Below are 26232 nucleotides of genomic sequence, written 5' to 3' on the forward strand. Positions count from 1 at the left end.
GCACATTGAATGTTTCAAACGTTTTGGTTAAGTCCTCGATCGATTAGTATTCGTCAGCTCCATGTGTCACCACACTTCCACCTCGAACCTATCTACCTCATCGTCTTTGAGGGATCTTACTTACTTGCGTAATGGGAAATCTCATCTTGAGGGGGGCTTCATGCTTAGATGCTTTCAGCACTTATCCCGTCCACACATAGCTACCCAGCGATGCCTTTGGCAAGACAACTGGTACACCAGCGGTGTGTCCATCCCGGTCCTCTCGTACTAAGGACAGCTCCTCTCAAATTTCCTACGCCCACGACGGATAGGGACCGAACTGTCTCACGACGTTCTGAACCCAGCTCGCGTACCGCTTTAATGGGCGAACAGCCCAACCCTTGGGACCGACTACAGCCCCAGGATGCGATGAGCCGACATCGAGGTGCCAAACCTCCCCGTCGATGTGGACTCTTGGGGGAGATAAGCCTGTTATCCCCGGGGTAGCTTTTATCCGTTGAGCGATGGCCCTTCCATGCGGAACCACCGGATCACTAAGCCCGTCTTTCGACCCTGCTCGACTTGTAGGTCTCGCAGTCAAGCTCCCTTGTGCCTTTACACTCTACGAATGATTTCCAACCATTCTGAGGGAACCTTTGGGCGCCTCCGTTACCTTTTAGGAGGCGACCGCCCCAGTCAAACTGTCCGCCTGACACTGTCTCCTGCCCCGCTAAGGGGCATGGGTTAGAATTTCAATACAACCAGGGTAGTATCCCACCGACGCCTCCTTCGAAGCTGGCGCTCCGAGATCTCTGGCTCCTACCTATCCTGTACAAGTTGTACCAAAATTCAATATCAGGCTACAGTAAAGCTCCACGGGGTCTTTCCGTCCTGTCGCGGGTAACCTGCATCTTCACAGGTACTATAATTTCACCGAGTCTCTCGTTGAGACAGTGCCCAGATCGTTACGCCTTTCGTGCGGGTCGGAACTTACCCGACAAGGAATTTCGCTACCTTAGGACCGTTATAGTTACGGCCGCCGTTTACTGGGGCTTCAATTCGCAGCTTCGCTTGCGCTAACCACTCCTCTTAACCTTCCAGCACCGGGCAGGCGTCAGCCCCTATACGTCACCTTACGGTTTTGCAGAGACCTGTGTTTTTGCTAAACAGTCGCCTGGGCCTATTCACTGCGGCTCTCATGCGCTTGCACGCTCAAGAGCACCCCTTCTCCCGAAGTTACGGGGTCATTTTGCCGAGTTCCTTAACGAGAGTTCTCTCGCACACCTTAGGATTCTCTCCTCGACTACCTGTGTCGGTTTGCGGTACGGGCACCTCTCACCTCGATAGAGGCTTTTCTTGGCAGTGTGAAATCAGGAACTTCGTCCATACGGACTCGCCATCACAGCTCAACGTTACAGTGTGCGGATTTGCCTACACACACGCCTTACTGCTTGGACGCGCACAACCAACGGCGCGCTTACCCTATCCTACTGCGTCCCCCCATTTCTCAAACGGTGAGGAGGTGGTACAGGAATATCAACCTGTTGTCCATCGCCTACGCCTATCGGCCTCGGCTTAGGTCCCGACTAACCCTGAGCGGACGAGCCTTCCTCAGGAAACCTTAGTCATACGGTGGACGGGATTCTCACCCGTCTTTCGCTACTCATACCGGCATTCTCACTTCTAAGCGCTCCACCAGTCCTTCCGATCTGACTTCAACGCACTTAGAACGCTCTCCTACCACTGACATCGTAGATGTCAATCCACAGCTTCGGTGAATCGTTTAGCCCCGATACATTTTCGGCGCAGCGTCACTCGACCAGTGAGCTATTACGCACTCTTTAAATGATGGCTGCTTCTAAGCCAACATCCTGGTTGTCTGTGCAACGCCACATCCTTTTCCACTTAACGATTACTTTGGGACCTTAGCTGGTGGTCTGGGCTGTTTCCCTTTTGACTACGGATCTTATCACTCGCAGTCTGACTCCCGTGTATAAATATCTGGCATTCGGAGTTTGTCTGAATTCGGTAAACCGGGATGGCCCCCTAGTCCAAACAGTGCTCTACCTCCAGTATTCTCATCACGAGGCTAGCCCTAAAGCTATTTCGGAGAGAACCAGCTATCTCCAAGTTCGATTGGAATTTCTCCGCTACCCACACCTCATCCCCGCACTTTTCAACGTGCGTGGGTTCGGGCCTCCAGTAAGTGTTACCTCACCTTCACCCTGGACATGGGTAGATCACCTGGTTTCGGGTCTACGACCACGTACTATTTCGCCCTATTCAGACTCGCTTTCGCTGCGGCTCCGCCTTCTAAAGCTTAACCTCGCACGTAATCGTAACTCGCCGGTTCATTCTACAAAAGGCACGCTATCACCCATTAACGGGCTCTAACTACTTGTAGGCACACGGTTTCAGGATCTCTTTCACTCCCCTTCCGGGGTGCTTTTCACCTTTCCCTCACGGTACTGGTTCACTATCGGTCACTAGGTAGTATTTAGCCTTGGGAGATGGTCCTCCCGGATTCCGACGGAATTTCACGTGTTCCGCCGTACTCAGGATCCACTCAGGAGAGAACGAACTTTCGACTACAGGGCTTTTACCTGCTCTGGCGGACCTTTCCAAGTCGCTTCATCTAACTCGCTCTTTTGTAACTCCGTATAGAGTGTCCTACAACCCCAAGAGGCAAGCCTCTTGGTTTGGGCTCTTCCCGTTTCGCTCGCCGCTACTCAGGGAATCGATTTTTCTTTCTCTTCCTCCAGGTACTTAGATGTTTCAGTTCCCTGGGTCTGCCTTCAAGACGCTATGTATTCACGTCAAGATACTACGCGATTAAACGTAGTGGGTTCCCCCATTCGGAAATCTCCGGATCAAAGCTCACTTACAGCTCCCCGAAGCATATCGGTGTTAGTGCCGTCCTTCTTCGGCTCCTAGTGCCAAGGCATTCGCCGTGCGCCCTTAATAACTTAACCAAGTTATTAAGCCTATAAAAAACTTAAAAAAATAAATGTGTTTGTTACAATTTCAATGTCGTTTTATCCAGTTTTCAAAGAACAAGTTTTGAAGTGTTTCATTCAGATAGAATGAACCTTCAAAACTGAACGCAAAACGTAATCTTACAAACCCAAGGTTTGTATTCCGAAATAATCCTTAGAAAGGAGGTGATCCAGCCGCACCTTCCGATACGGCTACCTTGTTACGACTTCACCCCAATCATCTATCCCACCTTCGGCGGCTGGCTCCAAAAGGTTACCTCACCGACTTCGGGTGTTACAAACTCTCGTGGTGTGACGGGCGGTGTGTACAAGGCCCGGGAACGTATTCACCGCGGCATGCTGATCCGCGATTACTAGCGATTCCGGCTTCATGTAGGCGAGTTGCAGCCTACAATCCGAACTGAGAACGACTTTATCGGATTAGCTCCCTCTCGCGAGTTGGCAACCGTTTGTATCGTCCATTGTAGCACGTGTGTAGCCCAGGTCATAAGGGGCATGATGATTTGACGTCATCCCCACCTTCCTCCGGTTTGTCACCGGCAGTCACCTTAGAGTGCCCAACTAAATGATGGCAACTAAGATCAAGGGTTGCGCTCGTTGCGGGACTTAACCCAACATCTCACGACACGAGCTGACGACAACCATGCACCACCTGTCACCGTTGCCCCCGAAGGGGAAACTATATCTCTACAGTGGTCAACGGGATGTCAAGACCTGGTAAGGTTCTTCGCGTTGCTTCGAATTAAACCACATGCTCCACCGCTTGTGCGGGCCCCCGTCAATTCCTTTGAGTTTCAGTCTTGCGACCGTACTCCCCAGGCGGAGTGCTTAATGCGTTAGCTGCAGCACTAAGGGGCGGAAACCCCCTAACACTTAGCACTCATCGTTTACGGCGTGGACTACCAGGGTATCTAATCCTGTTTGCTCCCCACGCTTTCGCGCCTCAGCGTCAGTTACAGACCAGAAAGTCGCCTTCGCCACTGGTGTTCCTCCAAATCTCTACGCATTTCACCGCTACACTTGGAATTCCACTTTCCTCTTCTGCACTCAAGTCCCCCAGTTTCCAATGACCCTCCACGGTTGAGCCGTGGGCTTTCACATCAGACTTAAAGGACCGCCTGCGCGCGCTTTACGCCCAATAATTCCGGACAACGCTTGCCACCTACGTATTACCGCGGCTGCTGGCACGTAGTTAGCCGTGGCTTTCTAATAAGGTACCGTCAAGGTACAGCCAGTTACTACTGTACTTGTTCTTCCCTTACAACAGAGTTTTACGATCCGAAAACCTTCTTCACTCACGCGGCGTTGCTCCATCAGGCTTTCGCCCATTGTGGAAGATTCCCTACTGCTGCCTCCCGTAGGAGTCTGGGCCGTGTCTCAGTCCCAGTGTGGCCGATCACCCTCTCAGGTCGGCTACGCATCGTCGCCTTGGTGAGCCGTTACCTCACCAACTAGCTAATGCGCCGCGGGCCCATCCTATAGCGACAGCCGAAACCGTCTTTCAGTCTTTCACCATGAAGCAAAAGACATTATTCGGTATTAGCCCCGGTTTCCCGGAGTTATCCCAAACTATAGGGTAGGTTGCCCACGTGTTACTCACCCGTCCGCCGCTAACGTCAAAGGAGCAAGCTCCTTTTCTGTTCGCTCGACTTGCATGTATTAGGCACGCCGCCAGCGTTCGTCCTGAGCCAGGATCAAACTCTCCATAAAAGAAATTTGATTAGCTCAAATTGTTTTGCTGGCATCAATTTTGATGTCCAAAAATTTTTGTTTCGTTCACTCGCCGAAGCTAGCTACTTAAAACTTTATTGATTACGTTTTGCTTGTTCAGTTTTCAAGGTTCATTTGTTTGCCGCTGTTTCAGCAGCAACTCTTATATAATACCATGTGCTATACATTGTGTCAACAATAATTTTTAAATTATTTTTTTCGTTTCAACCAGTTGTATTAGCGACTTCTATAACTATACCAGAATCTTTTTATAATGCAAGCTTTTTATAAAAAAAATATTAAAGCTGTTATTCCTAATACACCTGGAATACCTAAGACAGCGATTGTTAAGACAGAAAACAGATTGATTGGCACATTATATCCTATATAACCAATACCTAAATGAATTACGAATAATAATAGAAAAGCAAATGCAAATCTAAACCAAAACACCGATAATCCTTCTAAGATTTTACCCAGTTTAGCATGTCTTATTATTACATAAAGAAAAAGAAGCCCAACAGGAATACAAATACTCATAATTACTAACCCAGACATATAGTTGCCCCCTCAATTAAATAATTATGAAAGTTTATGTTTCCTGTTTTGCTTCTATGAATATTTTACAAAGAACTATTTTATTAATACCTTACGAATTCTAGCTTCCTTAAACAAATAGAAATGAATACTTTCTGCAGTTTTGCGTTGAGCAATCACACCTAGATCATAATCATCCATTAATTCTTCTATTATCTTTGCCTGTTGTAAATCCTCTTTTGTTTCTTTAATCAGATTCACAAGCTTATCATCGAATTCTTTTTTTAGTTTCCCTTTACTACGGAAGAACATATTAATCCCTCACTCATAACTCGCGTCGGCCTTCCATTGCCTTAGATAGCGTAACCTCATCTGCGTATTCTAGATCTCCACCTACTGGTAATCCATGCGCAATACGGGTCGTACGAATACCTGACGGTTTGACTAGGCGAGAAATGTACATAGCGGTTGCCTCACCCTCAATTGTTGAATTCGTAGCTAAAATAAGCTCTTGGACACTTTCATCTTGCAAGCGCACTAACAAAGAAGCAACATTAATATCTTCTGGACCGATACCATCCATTGGCGAAATAGCCCCCTGAAGTACATGGTACATACCATTGTAGTCGCGCATTTTTTCCATTGCGATCACATCTTTTGTATCTTGCACAACACAAATAACAGAATGATCTCGCTGCTTATCTGTACAAATGTGACATGGATCTACATCCGTTATATTGCCACAAACAGAACAGTAGCTTAGGTTTCGTTTAGCATCAATCAGTGCTTTAGAGAAAGATAATACATCGTCTTCCTTCATTGATAACACAAAAAACGCCAGACGAGCCGCAGTTTTCGGCCCGATACCTGGCAATTTCATAAAACTATCGATCAATTTAGATATTGGTTCTGGGTAGTACATATGAATACCTCCTAGAATGGAAGGTTTAAGCCTTGCGTGAATTTACCCATAGTTGAGTTTGTTTTTTCTTCTACCTTTTTCAACGCTTCATTTGTTGCAATAACAATTAGGTCTTGTAACATTTCGATGTCTTCAGGGTCTACTACAGATTCATCAAGATCTACTGAAACTACTTCACGCTGACCAGAAACTGTTACTTTCACCATACCGCCGCCTGCAACACCTTCAAATTGCTCAGCATTTAAAGCTTCTTGAGCCTCCATCATTTCCTTTTGCATTTTTTGCATTTTTTTCATCATACCTTGCATATTTCCCATTCCACGCATAAATGTTTCCTCCTAAAAATTTAATCTTCAATAATTTCAACAAAATCTTTACCAAAGAGCTTTTCAGCCTCTGTCACAAGTGGATCTTGTGAAGCAAGAGGTTGGGCATCATCGATAAATGGTTCTTCTGGCATTTCTGCCGGTGGTGGCTCTAATAATTCTTCTCCATGCTCTGATTCTGTCTGTGATTTCTTTTGCTGCAGACCATGATCACGAATAAACTCTTCACGCATTTTTAACCATGATTCTTCTGGTATGCATAGCATCTCGTACATTGTACCAGTTTGCCCTGCAATTAATTGTGTAAAGTGAGCCTTTAAAGACTGGTTGTCGGCAACCATCTGACAATGAATATCATACTTGAATTTTAACACAAAAGCACTTGAAGATGCCGCAACAGGTTCGGCTTCTGCTAAAAGAGCAGATTGTGATTTTTGCATTTGACTTAAGGCCTGCGCCCAAATGGACTTAATGCGTTGTACATCTTGCTTTGTGGCATCTTTCAGCACTTCCTGAATACGACCTGTAGGTGCTTTATAACCATTCGGACTTTTAGCTCGGGGCCGTTGCTCTTTTTGTGCTGTCGGCGTTTGCACTGGAGTCCCCGTTTGCAGTTGTAAGGATAGTTGCTGAACCAGCTGTTCAAGAGCCACAATTTTTTGAGTGAGATCAAGGTTTTCTCCCATTTCATTTGTAGTCACCGTTTGATGGGCTATCCCTCCTGAAAACTGTACCATTTTAAGCAAAGCCGTCTCTAAATAAATTTTGGTATGGTGAGAGAAACGCATCTCTTGCTGTGTCTTTGCAAGTATATCAATATACCCATAAAGCATATTTGGTGCAAATTCGTGTGCTAAAGTGAATACACGTTCCTCAGGAGATACAAGCTCTAAAAGTTCAGCTAAATCATCACTTGTTTGAAGTAATAATAAATCGCGGAAAAATGTAATTAAATCCTCTGAGAGCCGCAAAGGGTCCTTACCGTCAGCTATAAGTTGCTCTAAAAGGGCAAGCATTTGCGCAACATCTTTTACTTTAAGTGCCTCCGCAAGATCATAAAAAACATCCTGACTAATAGAACCTGTAACTAATAACGTATCCTCAAGTTTTAATTTTTCGCCACTAAAAGACACAACTTGGTCCAATAAGCTTAAAGCATCACGCATTCCCCCTGCGGCTGATTGTGCAATCACCTTTAAACCTTTTTCTTCATATGGCAAGTCAATATCTTCCAAAACAACCTTCATACGTTCAATAATATCATTAGTAGAAAGTCGTTTAAAATCAAAACGCTGACAACGAGAAATGATCGTAGCAGGCAATTTATGAGGCTCTGTAGTTGCTAAAATAAACACAGCATGAGGAGGTGGTTCTTCCAACGTTTTTAAAAGAGCGTTAAAAGCGCTTGTAGAAAGCATATGCACTTCGTCTATGATGTACACCTTATATCTACTGCTTGCGGGAGCAAAACGAACCTTTTCTATGATATCCCTAATCTCTTCAACACGTGAATTTGAGGCTGCATCAAATTCAATTACATCTGGATGAGAACCATCTGTAATACTCATGCATGTAGCACATTCATTACAAGGCTCTTTCGATGGTGCATGTTCACAATTCAAGGCCTTCGCAAAGATTTTAGCAGTACTTGTTTTCCCTGTACCACGGGGCCCAGAAAACAAGTAAGCGTGTGTTGTTTTATTTGCTAGGAGAGCATTTTGTAGCGTTCTTTTGACATGTGTTTGACCAGACATTTCTCGAAAAGATTGCGGTCGATACACACGGTAAAATGCTTGATACGTCACTGATTTCCTCTCTCCTTCTCCATTTAATTGAATAGTTTTATTATAGCATTTGCAGCATTATATAGAAAATGAAGATGCTAAATTTAAAATAAAAAAGCATCCGCCTATAATAGACGGATGCTTTGAATTGGCAATTTAATGCCGTGCACCTTTCCTTGACAGCCGCACATAAGCGTTACTCTTGTCGTTAGCTCAGATTAGGCAACCCCGCGGCACATGAATAAGACCACTTAATGCTGCTTCCTTCCGGACCTGACATGGTTCATGGGTATCCATTGCGCAGGACCCAATCGTCAACACTACGTGCAAAAGGCAGACCAAACAATACGGACAGCCTCGAAAAAGGAATTCAGTCTCGCTAGAGCGGATTGCGAGTTACAGGACACCGCTACCTTCCCACCTAGCACGGCAATAACTAGTATACTGACTGTTTGTATAAAATGCAACTTAATGCACAAATTATTTATTTCTAAGTGACAATTTAAAAATTATATATTTTTTCAAAAATTATCTTGACGTTCGTTTCTAGTTATGATAAATTTATTTTTGTCGATAAGACAGTAAAGCAATATAACATGGAGGTATACCCAAGTCTGGCTGAAGGGATCGGTCTTGAAAACCGACAGGCGGGTAACACCGCGCGGGGGTTCGAATCCCTCTACCTCCTCCAGTTTTAAATTTCCGACTACGAATGTAGCCGTTTTTTTTTTGCCCAAATTGTATGTATTACTTGTTAGATACCACTTCCGCCCCGGTTGTGGTATTTTTTATTATATCAATGATGGGAGGTTGTTGAATTGCAATCGAAATTACTTATGACGCGTGCTTCCCTTACTTGGATTTTCATTATTGCTGTTATGACCGCAATAGGTAGTGAAATTAAAATTATGCCTTTTGCTAATACAACTTTCCGTTTTGGTTTAGGAACCATTGTCTTCTTTTTATGCACATTAATTAAACCTACACCAATTATTTTAGCCGGTGTAGCTACCAGTATTGTGACAACTATTTTTCGGGTTATTAATTCGACATTACATGATGTTCCGATTCCCGAGAGTATATTTAACCATTTACCAGCTGGTTTATTTTATGTATTGTTTGCAGTATGCCTGCAAATTTTAGATATTCAACAATACAGAGAAAAACCACTAAAACTTGGTTTACTCGTTGCTTTTAGTGAGGTTATCAGTAATTTAGCTGAACAAATTTTCCGCTTTTTTGTCCAAACATATACTTTTTTATTTCTCCATGATCTCTTGATCCTATTAGCGGTAGCATTATTACGAAGCTTTTTTGTAGTAGGGATTTACAGCTCTATTTTGATAGCTGAACAAAAAAAACGAGTACAAGAAATGCTGAATATTGGATCTGATCTCTATGTGGAGACACTATATTTAAAAAAATCAATGAATCATATTGAAACAATTACAGGTAGTGGTTATGAATTATATCGTCAGTTAAAGACGCTAGGTTTTCGAGCGGAAAGTTTACAAGCACTTCATATTGCCCAGGAAATCCATGAAGTGAAAAAGGATTCTCAACGGATATATGCTGGTATTTCAAAGATTGTCGGTGAAAAGAGCTTTGGCCCTTTTGTATTATCTGAATTATTGCATTATATTGAAGAAGGTAATAGGAAATATGCAGAATTACTCGGTAAGGAAATACAATTTAATACATGTATAGACTTCGATTTTCAAACGAAAGATCATATTGCACTCCTTGCTCTTTTAAATAATTTATCAGCCAATGCTGTTGAGGCTATTGAAAAGCAAGGGATCATTTCTATTGCTATTGAGCGCCAAGAGGATAATACTGTAATAACCGTATGTGATAATGGACAAGGGATTTCACAAGCAGATATTTCTGTTATTTTTGAACCTGGATACACCACTAAATTCAATGTTGATGGTGTTGCAGCAACTGGCATTGGGCTTTCACATGTTGCTGAACTAGTAGAAAAATTAAAAGGCTCAATAACCGTTGAATCAAACAATCAATACACAACGTTTAAAATCATAATTCCTACGCAAACTATTCAAACGGGAGAGACTTAAATGAGGTATTTTATTGTAGATGATGATCGTGCAAGTCGCGTTATGTTAAAGCAAATTATTGAAGATAGCGGGTTAGGAACAGTTATTGGTGAGGCTCGCAATGGTGAGGATGCCATTCCACAAATTTTAATGACACAGCCAGAGTTTGTGCTTATTGATTTACTGATGCCTAAGCTTGATGGCATAGCAACTGTGGAACAACTTATGCAAAATCGTTTCGAGGGACAATTTATTATGATTTCACAGGTAGTGAATAAGGAAATGGTTGGCGAAGCATATGAGCAAGGAATTGATTTCTTCATTCATAAACCAATCAATCGTATTGAAGTCGAAAATGTTTTGAAAAAAACAACTGAACAATTTCGACTTAAAAATTCACTATTAGTGATACGTCAATCACTTACAAATATTGAGTTAAGTGAACAAAAGACTCATAAAGCTACATCACGAGACCATATTCAATCTATTTTGAATGATATGGGGATTGTCGGGGAAATTGGTAGTGAGGATATCATTGCCATTATAGAAACATTACTTGCTCACCAGCACAAGATTGCCCCCCTTCCTCCATTAAAAGAGCTTTATGAAGAAATTGCAGCTGTGACCAAGGCTACGCCAGATGAAATTTTAAAAGAGAGTAAAGCCATCGAGCAGCGTGTGCGTCGTACAATATTAGCTGCCATGATTAATCTCGCTAATTTAGGGGTTGTTGATTACACAAACTCAGAATTCGAGTACTATGCCCCTCGCTACTTTGATTTTAAAGAAATTCGTCAGCTCATGACACAGATTGAAGATCACGATAATCGTAAAGCAAAGGTAAATATTAAGAAGTTTATTCAAGTGTTATATTCAGACATTTTAACAAAAGTAAATTAATTTTCTCGGATTTTGTCGGATTCCATAAGTCCTCCGTATTATTAAAGTAAGGCGTGTCCTAAAAATTTAATATTAGGGGAGGTACAAAGGATTTGAAAAAGAAATTTAAAGTCAGTTTAGCCGCTCAGATTTTAATCGGTTTGATTTTAGGGATCATTGTTGGTGGTATCTTTTACGGAAATCCCAAAATTGAGACATATCTACAACCATTAGGGGATATATTTTTACATCTTATTAAGATGATTGTTGTACCGATTATTATTTCGACATTAATCGTTGGTGTTGCTGGTACTGGAGATATGAAGCAACTTGGACGATTAGGCGGGAAATCTATAATTTACTTTGAGATTATTACTACAGTTGCAATCGTAGTTGGATTACTTTCCGCAAACATTTTCCAACCTGGTGCAGGTCTTAACATGAATGAATTATCTCAAGGGGATATTTCGAAGTATGTATCAACAACTGAGGAAGTTCAGCATGAGGGACCATTTGATATCATTGTAGGCATTGTCCCAACAAATATTATTCAGTCAATGGCTGAAGGTAATATGCTAGCAATTATCTTCTTCTCAGTTATTTTCGGTTTAGGGGTTGCTGCAGTAGGAGATCGAGGGAAACCAGTCTTAGACTTCTTCCAAGGGGTAGCAGATGCTATGTTCTGGGTAACAAACCTCGTAATGAAATTCGCTCCACTAGGGGTATTTGGTTTAATTGGTGTAACCGTTTCCAAATATGGGTTTGCTTCACTGGTTCCGCTTGCCAAATTAGCAATTCTTGTTTATGCAACAATGCTATTCTTTATCTTTGTCGTTCTTGGACTTGTGGCAAAATTCGCAGGAATCAGCATCTTCTATTTAATTAAAGTATTAAAAGATGAGCTAATTTTAGCCTTCTCAACAGCAAGTTCTGAAGCTGTGTTACCACGTATTATGATGAAAATGGAGAAATTAGGGGCGCCAAAGGATATTGTATCTTTTGTTATACCGACCGGTTACTCCTTTAACTTAGATGGGTCAACACTATATCAAGCCATTGCAGCATTATTTATTGCACAAATGTACGGTATTCACCTAAGCATTGGTGAACAAATTACGTTAATGCTTGTATTAATGGTTACATCAAAAGGTATTGCAGGTGTACCAGGCGTATCATTCGTAGTACTTCTAGCAACTTTAGGTACTGTAGGTATTCCACTTGAGGGACTAGCCTTCATTGCTGGTATTGACCGTATTCTTGATATGGGACGTACAGTTGTTAACGTAATTGGTAACTCATTAGCGTCATTAGTAATGGCTAAATGGGAAGGCCGTTTCGATCGAGAAAAGATGAAAAATTACTTTAATGATAATGAAAATCTAGCGTAATTTAAAAAAATCCTCACGATGTTGGATGGCATCGTGAGGGTTTTTTTATTTTGCTAACACTTTATCTAAATAAGCGATAATTGATTCTTTTCCATTGGCATGTGCTTCTTGAGCGCGTTTTTCATCTTTTTCAAGCTTAGCCTCTGCCGCCACAGCAATTTTTTCAGCATCTTGCTGTGGCACAACAATTACACCATCCACATCCCCAATAATATAATCACCAGGATGAACTGTAACTCCTCCAATGGCGATCGGTACATTTACTTGACCACCGCCATTTTTATTGCCTGCTGCTACAGTAGTGCCCAACGAAAATACAGGGAAATTTAATTCGCGAATTGCTGCAATATCACGGATTACACCATCCACAACAAAACCTTGTACACCTATCCCTTTTGCTAAGGAGATCACAAAATCTCCAGCAACAGCTCGGTTTGTATTTCCTTTTGCATCAATTACTAAAATATCCCCTTCATTTGCAGCCCTAATCGCTTCCAAAACTGCCCCATTTTCACCATCTGGTAAACGTACAGTTACAGCTCGCCCAGCAACTTTAAAATGGTCTGCTAACGGCTTAATATCACTTCGCACATTGGTATGCCCGCCAGTTGCATCTGAAATAGCTGTTGTTGGTAAATGCTGAAAGCTTACTTCCACTTTTGTCATACATAACACCCCTATTATGATTAATGACTTACACTAGTATTGTAAATAAAAAATATATCCTATTTCAATATATCTCGAAAATAGTAGTCATTATTAGAATTAAATAATTTCAATAAATTGCTTTGATTGCTCGTCTAAGGCTTCAGCAGCAGATGCTATTTCACTAAAGTCATTTGCTGTGACAGTAATTTGTTCATTTGTTTTATCTATTTTTTCTGCTATTTTTGTAATACTATCAGTCACCTGACCAATTTCTCGCTCAATACCCTCCACATTATCCTTCACTTCTGAAATAGATTGTTCAACTCTTACAGAAAGCTTACGTACCTCTTTCGCCACTACATCAAAACCTCTACCATATTCTCCAGCCCTAGCGGCTTCAATAGCTGCATTTAATGCCAATAAATTAGTTTGTGAGGCAATTTCTTGTATAGTTTTGACAATCCCTTTAATAGAATCTGCTTGTTTCTGAAGCTGTACAAGATTACTTACATTTTCATTTGATTCCTTTGAAACCACTTTAATGGTTTCTAGTAGATCTTGGCTATTTTGAATGCCCGCCTCTGAACGCTGGTAAAGCTTATTAGACATGCCCTTCAACTTGTCGGCAACACTAACTATCTCATGTTGACGTTCAGTGATATTGGTAGCTATTTTGGATACACCTATTACTTTTCTTGTATTATTTGCGAAGACAGCCATATATGTCGCTTCTAGCCAAATTATATTACCTCTAGCATCAATTCTTTCTATTTTGTCCTGATAGCTGTTTCCTGCCGTTAGGTGGCGCCAAAATTTATCGTACTCCATACTATTAACGAAATCAGGCAAACAAAAGTCTTTATGATGTTTTCCTAGCATTTCCTGCACTGTATAGCCTAATGTTTGAGCAAATAGTTCATTGACATACGCCACTCTTCTATCCATATCGAAGTGGATAATGGCTATATTGCGTTCAATAGCCTGTACTACTAAATCATCGGTTACTTGAGCCTCTACACTATGCATAAAGAACACCCCATCCGTTACTAATTTTTTACTTAAAATTTAATTATTTTACTTTTATATTACATTAATTATGCCTCAGTGTAATTGCAGCAGATGTTAGTGTACCTGCTGCATCAAGATAAAAAACATGGAGAATGTTCATCCATGTTTTTTTAATAAACGTAAAATCCCTTCAGAGGTAGCCGCTACACGTAAGAACTTCTTTTGCTCTGCACGTATAAAGCCTTCCTCTAGCATTGTTTTAAAATGCTGTAGAAGTGCATCATAGAATCCATGGACATTATATAAAATGACAGGTTTTGTATGAAGTCCAATCTGAGCCCAAGTAAATACCTCAAAATATTCATCTAAAGTCCCTGCGCCACCTGGCAGAGCAATAAAAGCATCTGCTAACTCGGCCATTTTAGCTTTACGAATATGCATAGAGTCTACAATATGAATTTCTGTTAATGAGGCATGGGCCAATTCACGCTTTTGTAAATGTGTTGGCATCACACCAATCACTTCTCCTCCAGCTGCTAAAACAGCATCGGCTACCTTCCCCATTAGGCCTGTTTTAGAACCACCATAGACAACCCCGTGACCGTTTTTTGCCAGTGCTGTACCAAGCTCAGCAGCTTTCTCTGCATAAATCGGACTTTTACCCAAACCGGATCCGCAATACACTGCGATTCTTATAATAATCCCTCCTATTCAAAAAACGTGAAACAATCGGCTATATATTGTCTCACGTTTTTTGGTCATTTATTTTACTTTTATTTTCGTAAATGGCTTGTTTGTTTTAGCATATGACTGATACGGCTTACAATTGCTTCAATGGCATCAGGATTTTTTAATAAATCATAATCATTAATATCTAAACGTAGAACTGGACAAGAATTAAAATTATTTATCCAATTTTCATAGCGTTCATGCATTTCTATCCAATAATCATTCGGTGTTTGTTGCTCCATTGTACGTCCACGCTCTTGAATACGTCCAATAACTGCATCAATAGGTCCTTCAAGATAGACAAGCAAATCTGGATGTGGGAAATAAGGTGTCATCACCATTGCATCAAACAAATTTGTATAAGTCTCATAATCTGTTGGACTCATTGTTCCTTTATCATAATGCATCTTAGCAAAAATGCCAGTATCCTCATAAATAGAACGATCTTGTACAAATCCTCCACCATATTCAAAAATACGCTTCTGTTCTTTAAAACGCTCTGCTAAAAAGTAGACCTGTAAATGAAAGCTCCATTTTTCAAAGTCCTCATAAAATTTATCAAGGTATGGATTTGTGTCTACTTTCTCGAACGAGGTACGAAAGTTCAATGCTTCTGCTAAAGCCTTTGTCATAGTCGATTTTCCTACCCCAACAGTACCAGCAATCGTAATAACCGTTTGTGGTGGAATATCGTACTTCTCTCTTAAATTCATTATTGCAAACTCCTTTGTTGTAACGTATCTTTAATTATTTTTAAAACATGATTTAAATCATTGGGGTTTTTTACAAAATCAAGCTGATCTCCATTAAATCGGATAACTGGAATTTCGGGATGCATGCTCTCAAAGTGCTCGATAAAAGAATGATAGTCAGCCACAAGCTGCTCCATGTAATCACGTGAAATCATCTTTTCAAACTCTCGCCCTCGCATGGCGATACGCTTCATTAATGTCTCAACGCTGGCATGTAAATAAACCACCACATTTGGAACAGGCATGTCTTTCGTTAAAATTCTATAGATCTCTTCATACTTCTCGTATTCAGTTGATGCCAATGTACGCTTCGCAAATATTAAATTTTTAAAAATATGATAGTCTGCTACAACAGGTTTGGCATGTGCTAAACGAAATTTTTTAATATCGGTTAGTTGCTTATAGCGATTACAGAGGAAGAACATTTCCGTTTGGAAACTCCACTCCTCAATGTTTTCATAAAACTTATTTAAAAAAGGGTTTTCGTCTACAATTTCTTTTAATAGATGGTAATTAAATGTCGCTGCTATCTCTTTCGATAAAGAGGTTTTACCAACACCAATCGGACCTTCTACCGTAACAAATGGAACCGTCACCAGAAGCTCCTCCTTTTGTTCTATGGATTCGATCATTGTGTCCTACATAAAATGAATCAGTACCTTTCATTTTATCATAGTAGGAAAATGAAAAACAGAATCAACCTATTGTTCTAGTAAATTTACCTGGGATATTCTTCTCATGGTGACATAGAAAAAAGACATCGAGAATCTACTTCCCGATGCCTTTATACTTATTTATAATTTCACTCGTTGTAAACGAAGTGCATTTAATACGACCGAAACTGAACTAAAGGCCATCGCTGCGCCTGCTACCCATGGAGCAAGCAGACCGAGTGCAGCAATTGGAATACCTAATGTATTATAAGCAAATGCCCAAAATAGATTTTGTTTAATATTACGCATTGTTTTTCTACTCATTAGAATGGCATCAGCGATACTATTTAAATCTCCACGAATAAGCGTAATATCTGCTGCTTCCATTGCCACATCTGTCCCTGTACCAATTGCCATCCCAATATTCGCTGTTGCTAAGGCAGGTGCATCATTAATACCATCACCTACCATCGCCACTTTTTTCCCTTGGGCTTGAAGTTTTTTTACTTCATCAGCTTTACCTTCTGGTAAGACTTCTGCAATAACATGATTCACGCCTACCTCTGTTCCAATTGCTTGAGCAGTACGCTCGTTATCACCAGTCATCATGATGACCGTAATACCCATATCCTGTAAACGACGAATAGCTTCTTTTGATGTATCTTTCACGGTATCAGCCACAGCTACTAAACCTGCATATTGCCCATTGATGGCTGCTAACATGGCTGTCTTACCATTTCGTTCTAGTTGCTCCATTGTTGGTAAAATATCATTAATATGAATACCATATTGTTGCATTAATTTACGTGTGCCAATGATAACACCTTGACCTGAGACAGTTGCCTGCACACCATAACCCGGTATTGCTTCAAAGAATTGAACGTTACCTAAAGCTATGCCGCGTTTTTCTATGCCTTGAACAATGGCTTCTGCTAGTGGATGCTCTGACTGCTTCTCTGCTGCCCCGATTAAGGATAAAAAACGTGCTTCATCTTGCTCTGGCGCTAACAGAACATCTGTAAGCTCAGGTTTACCATGTGTCACTGTTCCTGTTTTATCTACAACAACTGTATCTATGCCTTGTGTTTGCTCTAAATGTTCTCCCCCTTTAAATAAAATACCAAACTCAGCTGCACGTCCAGAGCCTGCCATTATTGAAGTTGGTGTTGCTAACCCAAGCGCACATGGACAAGCAATGACAAGAACTGCGATTAATACCTCTAAAGCAGGTGTAAATTCCCCTGGACGGACCCAAATAATCCAAATTAAAAAGGTTACAATGGCTATGCCCACAACAATAGGTACGAAAATACCTGAAATCTGATCTGCTAAACGTTGAATAGGTGCTTTCGATCCTTGAGCATCTTCGACCACTTTAATAATTTGTGCTAATGCTGTATCACGTCCAACCTTTGTTGCAGTCATTTTAATAAAACCATTTTTGTTAATAGTTGAGCCAAATAATAGATCACCTTGCTTTTTATCAACTGGTAGACTTTCTCCTGTTAGCATCGATTCATCAACAGCTGTTGTCCCCTCTATTACCTCACCATCTACAGGAATTTTTTCACCTGGTTTCACTAAAATAACATCGCCAATGATAACTTCTTCTAATGGGACCTCCTTTTCTATACCGTCACGTATAACGATTGCTGTCTTTGCCTGAAGTCCCATTAGTTTTTTTATGGCTTCAGATGAGCGTCCTTTTGCCTTTGCCTCAAATAATTTACCTAATAAAATAAGTGTAATTAATACAGCACTCGTTTCAAAATAAAGATGTGGACCATGATGTGATCCTATCGTTACAATCGCTTGATAGACACTATAGAAATAGGCCGCTGATGTCCCCATCACAACAAGCACATCCATATTTGCACTACCATTGCGTAATGCTTTATATGCCCCTACATAAAATTGTTTACCAATAATAAATTGCACTGGCGTAGCCAATACCATTTGGACCCATGGATTCATTAGAAATTCTGGAACATATAAAAATGACGTAAAGGAAAAATGACCAACCATCGTCCAAAGCAGTGGTAAAGAAAGTATTGCCGATAAAATAAATTTATGTTGTTGCTGTTTGATAGCTTTTTCACGATGATCCACTGTTTCCTGCTCATCTGCCTTTTGATGTGCCCCATAGCCTAGCTTCTCAACTTTTGTAATGATATCTGCGATGGATACTTCCGAAGGATTAAACTCAATCATCGCTTTTTCCAGTGCTAAGTTGACATTAGCAGAGGAAATACCACTTAGTTTATTTAACCCTTTTTCAATGCGAGTCGCACAGGCTGCACATGTCATACCTGTAATATCAAGTTCAGCTTTTTGTTTAACAACACCATAGCCAAGTGCTTCTATTTTCTTTTCAAAATCTGCTTCACTTAGTTTAGTTGGGTCATATTTAATAGATGATTTTTCAAGTGCTAAATTTACTGTTGCATGTTCTACACCATCCATTTTTTTTAACCCTTTTTCTATTCGAGTGGCACAGGCCGCACATGTCATCCCTGTAATTTGCAAATTAGCTTCCTTATGATCAGAACTCATTTACCTTTCACCTCTCCTTATACCGACTAGGGGTATATATTTTTGAAAATAAGAGAGTGCCACAGAAGCACTCTACAAATTTTATTTTACTTCATAGCCTTGATCATCAATTGTCTCTTTAATTTGATCAAGTGATACTTGTGCATCGTCAAATGCAACATCAACTAAACCTTCTGCTAAATTTACTTTTACTTGTTCAACACCAGCTAAAGCACCAACGTTTTTTTCAACCGCGTTTACACAATGACCACATGACATTCCTTGTACGTTTAATGTTACGTTTTGCATAATAAAATCTCTCCTTTTGTATGTTTTCAATCTATTTTTTCATTAACTTTTGAATCGTTATTACTAACTCATCTAATACTGCTTCATCGCCCTCTGATAGACGATCCACAACACAGCCCTTTAAATGACCTTCTAATAATATTTTTGCCACACTATTTAATGCAGATTGTGTAGCAGATAGTTGCGTAATAATATCATCACAGTAAACGTCTTTATCAATCATTCCCTTAATACCTCGAATCTGACCTTCAATTCGATTTAAGCGAGTTGTTAAATCCTTTTTCACACGCTCAGGGTGATGACTTTTTCGGCAAGACGTAGCTTCCTCTGTATGACAAGCTTCCTCTTTTACTGTCTCCTCCATTCACTACACCTCCTATTTGTAACTATCATACTATACCCAAGAAGGGTATGCAAGTCATAAAAAATTTTATTTTTCATCGTGATGATGTTCATGGTCATTTTCTAATTTACATAAAATAGAATTATCATGTCGATGTAAGGATGTTTCTAATTGAATTGTTACATGCTTAATGCCCTTATGTTGAAGATTATGTTCAATTTTCCGCAAGATATGCTCACTCTCAGCTATTTTCAATTGATCATTTACAACCGCATGACAGGATAATGCATTCGTTCCACTAGTAATTGTCCAGATATGTAAATCGTGGATACTTTCTATTCCATCAGTCTGCTCTATTAACTGAATAATCTCCTGAACATCTACATTTGAAGGTGTCCCTTCCATTAAGACATGAATGGAGGCTTTTGTGACATGGTAGCCACTTCGTACGACCAATAATGCAACAATAACGCTTGCCAGAGGATCTGCCCAGCCCCAGCCAAAAAACATAATTAATAGTGCCGCAACAATAGCTCCTACAGACCCTAGCATATCACTTAGTACATGTAAAAATGCTCCGCGCATATTTAAATTATCCTTTGTATCACTTCCACGCATCATAATCCATGCAACTAAAATGTTAACGAACAAACCAATTATGCTAATTATAAGCATTCCAGTTGTAGCTACTTCTGGTGGGTTTGTAAATCGTTCAATTGCTTCATAGAAAATAAATAATGCGATTCCTATTAATGTAATGCCATTCAATACTGCAGCTAAAATCTCAAATCGTTTATAGCCGTATGTTTTACTATAGCTTGCAGCTTTTTCCCCAAACATAAAAGCTAACATTGCTATGCCTAAAGAGATAGAGTCGCTTAACATATGCCCTGCATCTGATAAAAGAGCCAAACTATTTGTTAAAAAGCCACCAATGGCTTCCACTACCATATACCCTGTAATAATAATAAACGACAGTAATAATACCTTTTTATTTGCACCATGTGTATGATCATGGCCATGGTCATGTTGATGTCCCATTGTTATTCCCCCATTTCATTTTAGTTATGAGCCGCATGCTCAATAGCCTGCTTCAATAAATTCATAATGTGATCATCGTCCTTAGAATAATATATGGTTGTTCCTTCTCTTCTAAATTTCACCAATCGTAAATTTTTAAGAAAGCGTAATTGGTGGGAAACGGTTGATTGGCCTAAATCTAAAATTTCTGCAATATCATTTACAGAATGTTCATCTGAACAAAGTAAGTTTAAAATACGAATTCGAGTTGGATCACTCAATGCTTTAAAAGTCTGAGATACTACAAATAATGTCTCTTCATCTAAATGCTGATCAATATTTTTTTGCATTTCTGAACTGTTTAATTTTTCATCCATAGAAGTTTACCCCATTCTCCAATATTTTTATATGAGCATGTGTTCATATACAAATATATATGGATATATAAGGAATGTCAACAAGTATTTATGCTTCGACATATTACATATCAATCGCTTACGCATGGCTGCAATGATTTTAGATGAATATAACATCCGAAAAGAAGTTAAAAGTAGCAATTACCAATTCAGCACGCTACACTACTGTTAAGGAGAGATATGAGTGGATATTTTTGACGCAGATCGTTTATTTATGAAACAAGCATTAGAGGAAGCTCAACAGGCTGCCTTACTTGGGGAAGTACCAATTGGTGCAGTAATTGTTTATGAAGGAAAAATCATTGCACGTGCGCATAATTTAAGAGAAACAACGCAAAATGCAACAACACATGCGGAGCTGTTAGTGATTCAAGAAGCCTGCAAAAAAATAGGGAGTTGGCGACTGGAGGATACTACTCTTTATGTTACATTGGAGCCTTGTCCAATGTGTGCAGGAGCCATTCTCCAATCACGTGTACCCCGAGTTGTTTATGGGGCAAGAGATCAAAAAGCTGGCTGTGTAGATTCTCTTTACCAGTTATTAAATGATGAACGCTTTAATCATGAATGTGATGTAACAGAAGGGATTTTAGCCGAGGAATGTGGTCAAATTTTAACAGACTTTTTTAAGGCATTACGAGACCGTAAAAAAGCTGAGAAAAAAGCACGATTAGCTTCCAACGATATAAATGGTCATTAAAGAAGGTGCCTCCTAATGAGACACCTTCCTTTTATATTTAAGGGAATGGCGATATATATGAAATATGTCGTAGCAGCGACCATCTTCATAACTAATTTATTGAGCTTGAATAGTGGATTGTGTAAAAACACATTCTCCTTCGATATATGTAGCGAATGGTTTTACATGCATAAGCTGGTTATGTGAAAGCGTCAGCAAATCGTCTTTTAGTACAACAAAATTAGCTTCATAGCCCTCTTTTAACTGACCAACGTTCTCCATACGAATCATCGTCTTGGCATCAACTGTGTATAGCTGTAATGCCTCCTCTACAGAGATTTTTTCTGCGGTACCTAAATCTGTTCCATCATAGGCTGTTCGTGTAACAGCTGCTTGTATCGTAACAAAGGGATTAGCCGCTTCTGCCCATGATGTAGCAGGCGCATCTGAAGAGAGCGCTGTCGCAATCCCCCTCTTGAGAAATGTTTGTACACCATATAATGTCTGTGTTTTTTCTAGCCCTAGATTCTCTAAATAACTCTCAATTTCACAAAATAAGAAGATGGGTTGTGGCACAAAGCCTATCCCCCATTCAGCAGCTTTTTGCAAGGCACTTTTAGATGGCATGGCTGCATGCTCAATACGAACAGACGGTGCATCTGTTAACCAAGCCTTTTCCTCATAAAATGTGTCGACAATTAGATCAATGGCTCTGTCCCCCATTGCATGAACCACTAATTGAATACCATATTCTTTTGCTACCGCAGCAGCCGCTAGCAGCTCCTCTTTCGAAGTCATTGCTATGCCTTTTTCATCACTTCCCAAAAATGGCTCAGAAACAAGTGCTGTACGTCCTGAAACACTGCCATCCGAAAATAGCTTAATGCCTCCGATATAGGCTCCTGCAGAACGATCAATAGTATTTGCTGTCAACAGCTCATATCGTTGAATATCTTCCCAGATATAATAAACTGCTACGCGTTGCTTAAAGCCTTTTTCTCGGGCTTTACGATACAGGCCTAAATAATCAATTGGTGCTACCGTGGCCATTAATTCTGTAATACTTGTTACACCATAGGATGCCAAAGTTTGTGATAGCTTTAGGAGCCTTTTGACAATCTCTTCTTCAGATGGTGTAGGTAAATGCTGTAGTACTAGATTACGTGCATTTTCACGCAGTACGCCTGTAGGTTCTCCATTTTCATCCCGATCGATTTGTCCACCTTGTGGATCAAGCGTATCCTTCGTAATACCTGCGATTGCTAATGCTTTACTATTAACCGATATAATATGACCACATGTACGCATAACAATGACAGGTAACTCTGTAGAGGCACGGTCTAAGTCCTCTTTTAAAGGCGCTCTTCTTTCCTTTAGTTTCCCTTCATCATAGCCCCAGCCTAATAGCCATCTCCGCTGACTTGCATCATAGTTTGCTAATGCATTAATTATATCCTCAATAGAATAAATATATGGAGGTAAACAAGCCACTTGTTCCAAAACATCCGCTAACATAATCGGATGCATATGAGCGTCAATAATCCCAGGAATAATGACCTTTCCTTGTACATCTATTATTTCTCCCTGATAGGGGGGTAAATCTTCCTGTTGTCCAATCCAAAGTATCTTTCCTCCTTCGATTACCATAGCAGTCGCAGATGGCTGAATAGTATCTGCTGTATATATCTTTGCGTTACAAATAATTTTCATCATTTTTCAACTCCTATTTCTTCTATACCAAAAGTAGATTTTTCAGGATCTTCTGCTTTCAGCACCTTATGCAAAATAGTACCGATAATAAAGCCAACAATAGATGGCATAATCCAAGCAAATCCACTAGACTGCAATGGTAAATGCATGACCAACTGTGTCACACCAGGTATCGTAATTTCATAGCTAGCAAATGTTTCAACGATGCTTACTAGAAATGCAAATAGTACAGTTCCTTTATAGGCTCCTGCATTTGGTACAAAACGATCAAAGGCTCCCAGTAGCACAAGTACAATAATGACTGGATAAATTACCAAGAAAATCGGCAATGTAATTTCGACGATGGCACCTACACCTAAGGAGCCAATAGTTGCGCCTACTACACACATAATAAAGACCCACGTTCTATAGCCAAGCTTCTCTTTTGTTAGTTCATTTAAAAACTGTGAGGATATGACCATGACGCCAATCGCTGATGTTAAGCAGGCAAAAATAACACATATAGCTAGTAACGCTTTACCCAAATTACCAATGACACTAAAGGCAATGCCCGCTAATAGTTCTGTATCACTGCCAGGATTTGTGATGATGCCACTACTTGTAGCCCCTAAATAGAGCAGGCCACCATATACTGCAATTAACCCTATTGCAGCAATAGCCATTCCACCAAGCGCGACCTTTTTAGATTGTTTCCCTTTATAGCCATAGCCAACTATTGCTGCTAAAAAGATTGGCGCACAAAGAATACCTGTTCCCACATCTCCTGTTTGATAGGCTGCTATTATGGAGTTGGCAAAAACCCTTTCTGCTCCTGTATTAATTGCCGCTCCTATTGGGTCTAATACCCCTTTACCAATGAGGATAATAAGTATAAGAACAAGAACAGGCGTCAACCATTTTCCAATCTTATCGATCACATTTGATTGGTCCATCGCAAAGTAAAAGCAAATCGCGAAAAATGCTAATACTGACACAATTAAAGGTACGTTCGGAATAATTTGTGATACCCCTAATTCATGAGTTGTCGCTGACATCCTCGGTATTGTGACAACCATCCCAATACAAACCATCATGACCGTATTAAAGGCTTTATAAAACCAATTTCCGATTGGTCTTGTGAGCGCTTCCACAGTTCCCCCAGTATTATAAATTGCATACACCGCAAGCACAGGTAAAATAACACCCGTTAAGCTAAAGCCCATCAGAGCGGAGATCCATGATTCCCCTGCACTATTTCCTATGGATGGCGGAAAGATTAAATTCCCAGCACCAAAAAATATAGCAAATAAGGCTAGCCCCACGATTATCGTATGCTGCATAACTTTAGACATATCCTCAACCCCTTTATTATCGTTTACAGAAGATTTATCTAAATAATAAAAAATTTAATAACACGAAAAAAGGAGATAAATTTTTATCCCCTTTTTGTAAAAAATTTTTTACAACAATTCATATTTTAAACACTTATATTTTAGTAATTGACGAGAAATACCTAAACGTCTAGCTGTTTCCGCTAATCGCCCATCAGTTTCACGCAACTTTTCCGCTATAATTAGACGCTCGTAGGCTTCCGTTAAATCTCGTAAATGTCCAGATTGGTTGTTTTGCATGATCGATTGAGTTGAATGTTGAACATTTTTTTAATCCTCTCTGGAACATGTTCAACAAGTATTTCATCCCCAAGCAAATTATTATATGCCGATTCAAGGGCATTTTTTAGTTCACGCACATTCCCCGGCCAATGATAGGCATAAAACAACTGAATTACTTCATTACAATAGCTTACATTTTTCTGTAGTGTATGTTCATTGTAAAATTGTATATAAAAATCAAGGATAAGTGGAATATCTTCCTTCCTTAATCTTAGCGGTGGCAAATCAATTTGAAGAACATTTAAGCGATAAAATAAGTCCTCGCGTAGCCTTTTTTCAGCTAATAGTTTGTCCACATCTTCATTGACAGTAGTAATATACCGTATATCCAAGGGCTCACCATTTAACACTTTTATATCTACCGCATGTAAAAGTTTCGCCTGCAAAGAGATATCCAATAAATTAAGGTGGTCAATGAGTAGCGTCCCTCCATTAGCCTCCTGTAACTTTCCACTTTTTGCTTCATTGTCCGAGCCGTATAGCTGAGTAAATATATTATCCTCTGTTAATGTTGAGCAGTTCAAAGTAATAAACGGCTTTGTATAGCGTTCACTTTCATTGTGTATGCCTTGTGCGATTATATCTTTCCCAGTTCCAGTTTCCCCAGTTAGTAAAACTGGTGCACTTTTTTGAGCACTACGACGTGCCTTTTCAAGTTGAGTTTTCATTTCGGCGTTTGTTGTAATGTAATCCTCTAAACGATAGGTTGTATGATTATCTCGATATAATTTATGTCCCAGGAAATTATCTAAATATTTAATTTGCTTAGTTTCATAAAAATGTTTTGAAAATTCAATGGCACCAATGGCTTTTCCATGCTCCATAATGGGATAGGTCGAACTCAGTGATAAATAACTAAAACCGTTCAATGTTGTCAGTTGTTGTTCATAGTATAAAACTGGCTGCCCTGTTTGTATGACTTGAAAAACAGTACTTGTCTCAGGTGATAAATTTTGATAATTATCAGTCACTGTGCTGTGAAAAAATTCATCTGGTGTTAAGCCGATTTCCAATAATATATTTAAATCTGCTAAATCATAAAAGATTGCACAGCCTTTATCATCTGTAATTAAAACATTATCAAATTCACTGAAAGCCTGTGCAAATTGTTGCAATTCCATGAATTTCTCCCCCTTGTCCCCATGAATATTACCCATTATAACGAATTTTCAAAAATTATGAGAGATTTCAATTTTAGCAACA

23 protein-coding genes, 1 tRNA gene, 2 rRNA genes and 1 other RNA gene are annotated in these 26232 nt (G+C 40.0%); 5 read left to right on the forward strand and 22 right to left on the reverse strand.

Annotated features, from left to right (window positions below):
- Positions 1-23 precede the first annotated feature (23 nt).
- The 8 genes from HXV90_RS15230 to ffs all read right to left on the reverse strand — a co-directional run bounded on the left by HXV90_RS15230 (position 24) and on the right by ffs (position 8684).
- A 23S ribosomal RNA gene (locus HXV90_RS15230) occupies positions 24-2951 on the reverse strand.
- Between the two features lie 182 nt (positions 2952-3133).
- Positions 3134-4685 (reverse strand): 16S ribosomal RNA (locus HXV90_RS15235).
- The 16S and 23S rRNA genes sit together here, the layout of an rRNA operon.
- Positions 4686-4970: 285 nt before the next feature.
- A complete protein-coding gene (locus tag HXV90_RS15240) occupies positions 4971-5243 on the reverse strand; it encodes a pro-sigmaK processing inhibitor BofA family protein (RefSeq protein ID WP_269897536.1) in 273 nt (90 codons plus the stop codon).
- 75 nt (positions 5244-5318) lie between these two features.
- Positions 5319-5534: a YaaL family protein gene (locus tag HXV90_RS15245; RefSeq protein WP_004233954.1), complete on the reverse strand. Its 216-nt coding sequence runs from the start codon at positions 5532-5534 to the stop codon at positions 5319-5321.
- Between the two features lie 13 nt (positions 5535-5547).
- Positions 5548-6144: a recombination mediator RecR gene (gene recR / locus HXV90_RS15250; RefSeq protein WP_205446338.1), complete on the reverse strand. Its 597-nt coding sequence runs from the start codon at positions 6142-6144 to the stop codon at positions 5548-5550.
- Between the two features lie 11 nt (positions 6145-6155).
- Positions 6156-6470 carry a YbaB/EbfC family nucleoid-associated protein gene (locus tag HXV90_RS15255; RefSeq protein WP_257962315.1) on the reverse strand — a complete coding sequence of 105 codons (315 nt, stop codon included), beginning with the start codon at positions 6468-6470 and terminating at the stop codon, positions 6156-6158.
- Positions 6471-6490: 20 nt separating this feature from the next.
- On the reverse strand, positions 6491-8275 hold the full coding sequence (gene dnaX, locus HXV90_RS15260; protein ID WP_269897537.1) for a DNA polymerase III subunit gamma/tau: 1785 nt from the start codon (positions 8273-8275) through the stop codon (positions 6491-6493).
- Positions 8276-8416: 141 nt separating this feature from the next.
- Positions 8417-8684: signal recognition particle sRNA large type (gene ffs, locus HXV90_RS15265), an RNA gene on the reverse strand.
- A gap of 168 nt (positions 8685-8852) precedes the next feature.
- On the opposite strand from ffs, the gene HXV90_RS15270 reads away from it, so the two are divergent.
- The 4 genes from HXV90_RS15270 (at position 8853) to HXV90_RS15285 (ending at position 12578) form a co-directional block, all read left to right on the forward strand.
- A tRNA-Ser gene (locus tag HXV90_RS15270) sits at positions 8853-8945 on the forward strand.
- Between the two features lie 127 nt (positions 8946-9072).
- Positions 9073-10332, forward strand: a complete 1260-nt coding sequence (locus HXV90_RS15275) for a sensor histidine kinase (protein WP_269897538.1) — start codon at positions 9073-9075, stop codon at positions 10330-10332.
- A complete protein-coding gene (locus HXV90_RS15280; RefSeq protein ID WP_048391012.1) occupies positions 10333-11211 on the forward strand; it encodes a response regulator in 879 nt (292 codons plus the stop codon).
- A 92-nt stretch (positions 11212-11303) separates the two neighbouring features.
- Complete coding sequence (locus tag HXV90_RS15285; protein WP_016995246.1) at positions 11304-12578, forward strand: cation:dicarboxylate symporter family transporter; 1275 nt, start codon at positions 11304-11306, stop codon at positions 12576-12578.
- A 45-nt stretch (positions 12579-12623) separates the two neighbouring features.
- On the opposite strand, the gene HXV90_RS15290 is transcribed toward HXV90_RS15285, so the two are convergent.
- From HXV90_RS15290 to HXV90_RS15335, 10 genes are all read right to left on the reverse strand, one after another.
- Positions 12624-13244: an RraA family protein gene (locus HXV90_RS15290; protein ID WP_048391009.1), complete on the reverse strand. Its 621-nt coding sequence runs from the start codon at positions 13242-13244 to the stop codon at positions 12624-12626.
- A gap of 99 nt (positions 13245-13343) precedes the next feature.
- Entirely contained in the window at positions 13344-14252 is a 909-nt protein-coding gene (locus HXV90_RS15295) for a methyl-accepting chemotaxis protein (protein ID WP_269897539.1), read from the reverse strand.
- Positions 14253-14390: 138 nt separating this feature from the next.
- The gene (locus tag HXV90_RS15300) at positions 14391-14900 is read right to left on the reverse strand and encodes an LOG family protein (protein WP_009374249.1); all 510 of its coding nucleotides are present in this window, start codon (positions 14898-14900) and stop codon (positions 14391-14393) included.
- 107 nt (positions 14901-15007) lie between these two features.
- Complete coding sequence (locus tag HXV90_RS15305) at positions 15008-15676, reverse strand: deoxynucleoside kinase (RefSeq protein WP_048391003.1); 669 nt, start codon at positions 15674-15676, stop codon at positions 15008-15010.
- The gene (locus tag HXV90_RS15310; protein ID WP_269897540.1) at positions 15676-16311 is read right to left on the reverse strand and encodes a deoxynucleoside kinase; all 636 of its coding nucleotides are present in this window, start codon (positions 16309-16311) and stop codon (positions 15676-15678) included. The genes HXV90_RS15305 and HXV90_RS15310 overlap by 1 nt, the downstream gene beginning before the upstream one ends.
- Positions 16312-16509: 198 nt before the next feature.
- Positions 16510-18921, reverse strand: coding sequence for a heavy metal translocating P-type ATPase (locus HXV90_RS15315; RefSeq protein WP_269897541.1), 2412 nt, complete (start codon positions 18919-18921; stop codon positions 16510-16512).
- 81 nt (positions 18922-19002) lie between these two features.
- The gene (gene copZ / locus HXV90_RS15320; RefSeq protein ID WP_036121975.1) at positions 19003-19209 is read right to left on the reverse strand and encodes a copper chaperone CopZ; all 207 of its coding nucleotides are present in this window, start codon (positions 19207-19209) and stop codon (positions 19003-19005) included.
- Positions 19210-19240: 31 nt separating this feature from the next.
- A complete protein-coding gene (locus tag HXV90_RS15325; RefSeq protein WP_048390994.1) occupies positions 19241-19573 on the reverse strand; it encodes a metal-sensing transcriptional repressor in 333 nt (110 codons plus the stop codon).
- Positions 19574-19639: 66 nt separating this feature from the next.
- Entirely contained in the window at positions 19640-20593 is a 954-nt protein-coding gene (locus HXV90_RS15330) for a cation diffusion facilitator family transporter (protein WP_004233977.1), read from the reverse strand.
- 20 nt (positions 20594-20613) lie between these two features.
- Positions 20614-20949 carry an ArsR/SmtB family transcription factor gene (locus HXV90_RS15335; RefSeq protein ID WP_004233978.1) on the reverse strand — a complete coding sequence of 112 codons (336 nt, stop codon included), beginning with the start codon at positions 20947-20949 and terminating at the stop codon, positions 20614-20616.
- A 223-nt stretch (positions 20950-21172) separates the two neighbouring features.
- On the opposite strand from HXV90_RS15335, the gene tadA reads away from it, so the two are divergent.
- A complete protein-coding gene (gene tadA, locus HXV90_RS15340) occupies positions 21173-21688 on the forward strand; it encodes a tRNA adenosine(34) deaminase TadA (protein ID WP_269897542.1) in 516 nt (171 codons plus the stop codon).
- Positions 21689-21784: 96 nt separating this feature from the next.
- Here the strand turns inward: tadA and HXV90_RS15345 are convergent, their stop codons facing one another.
- The 4 genes from HXV90_RS15345 to HXV90_RS15360 form a co-directional block, all read right to left on the reverse strand.
- Entirely contained in the window at positions 21785-23380 is a 1596-nt protein-coding gene (locus HXV90_RS15345; protein WP_269897543.1) for an amidohydrolase, read from the reverse strand.
- On the reverse strand, positions 23377-24708 hold the full coding sequence (gene brnQ, locus HXV90_RS15350; protein ID WP_269897544.1) for a branched-chain amino acid transport system II carrier protein: 1332 nt from the start codon (positions 24706-24708) through the stop codon (positions 23377-23379). The genes HXV90_RS15345 and brnQ overlap by 4 nt, the downstream gene beginning before the upstream one ends.
- Before the next feature lie 108 nt (positions 24709-24816).
- Complete coding sequence (locus tag HXV90_RS23525; RefSeq protein ID WP_225340580.1) at positions 24817-24987, reverse strand: helix-turn-helix domain-containing protein; 171 nt, start codon at positions 24985-24987, stop codon at positions 24817-24819.
- Positions 24951-26150, reverse strand: a complete 1200-nt coding sequence (locus HXV90_RS15360; RefSeq protein WP_269897545.1) for a sigma 54-interacting transcriptional regulator — start codon at positions 26148-26150, stop codon at positions 24951-24953. Before HXV90_RS15360 ends, HXV90_RS23525 begins: the two co-directional genes overlap by 37 nt.
- Positions 26151-26232 lie beyond the last annotated feature (82 nt).

The sequence above is a fragment of the Lysinibacillus sp. JK80 genome (genome assembly GCF_027557635.1).
Taxonomy (GTDB): domain Bacteria; phylum Bacillota; class Bacilli; order Bacillales_A; family Planococcaceae; genus Lysinibacillus; species Lysinibacillus capsici.

Coding starts and splice junctions, on each gene's coding strand:
- HXV90_RS15240 (WP_269897536.1), bottom strand. CDS start 5,243: ATGTCTGGGTTAGTAATTATGAGTATTTGTATTCCTGTTGGGCTTCTT.
- HXV90_RS15245 (WP_004233954.1), bottom strand. CDS start 5,534: ATGTTCTTCCGTAGTAAAGGGAAACTAAAAAAAGAATTCGATGATAAG.
- recR (WP_205446338.1), bottom strand. CDS start 6,144: ATGTACTACCCAGAACCAATATCTAAATTGATCGATAGTTTTATGAAA.
- HXV90_RS15255 (WP_257962315.1), bottom strand. CDS start 6,470: ATGCGTGGAATGGGAAATATGCAAGGTATGATGAAAAAAATGCAAAAA.
- HXV90_RS15280 (WP_048391012.1), top strand. CDS start 10,333: ATGAGGTATTTTATTGTAGATGATGATCGTGCAAGTCGCGTTATGTTA.
- HXV90_RS15290 (WP_048391009.1), bottom strand. CDS start 13,244: ATGACAAAAGTGGAAGTAAGCTTTCAGCATTTACCAACAACAGCTATT.
- HXV90_RS15295 (WP_269897539.1), bottom strand. CDS start 14,252: ATGCATAGTGTAGAGGCTCAAGTAACCGATGATTTAGTAGTACAGGCT.
- HXV90_RS15305 (WP_048391003.1), bottom strand. CDS start 15,676: ATGAATTTAAGAGAGAAGTACGATATTCCACCACAAACGGTTATTACG.
- HXV90_RS15315 (WP_269897541.1), bottom strand. CDS start 18,921: ATGAGTTCTGATCATAAGGAAGCTAATTTGCAAATTACAGGGATGACA.
- copZ (WP_036121975.1), bottom strand. CDS start 19,209: ATGCAAAACGTAACATTAAACGTACAAGGAATGTCATGTGGTCATTGT.
- HXV90_RS15325 (WP_048390994.1), bottom strand. CDS start 19,573: ATGGAGGAGACAGTAAAAGAGGAAGCTTGTCATACAGAGGAAGCTACG.
- HXV90_RS15330 (WP_004233977.1), bottom strand. CDS start 20,593: ATGGGACATCAACATGACCATGGCCATGATCATACACATGGTGCAAAT.
- HXV90_RS15335 (WP_004233978.1), bottom strand. CDS start 20,949: ATGGATGAAAAATTAAACAGTTCAGAAATGCAAAAAAATATTGATCAG.
- HXV90_RS15345 (WP_269897543.1), bottom strand. CDS start 23,380: ATGATGAAAATTATTTGTAACGCAAAGATATATACAGCAGATACTATT.
- brnQ (WP_269897544.1), bottom strand. CDS start 24,708: ATGTCTAAAGTTATGCAGCATACGATAATCGTGGGGCTAGCCTTATTT.
- HXV90_RS23525 (WP_225340580.1), bottom strand. CDS start 24,987: ATGCAAAACAACCAATCTGGACATTTACGAGATTTAACGGAAGCCTAC.
- HXV90_RS15360 (WP_269897545.1), bottom strand. CDS start 26,150: ATGGAATTGCAACAATTTGCACAGGCTTTCAGTGAATTTGATAATGTT.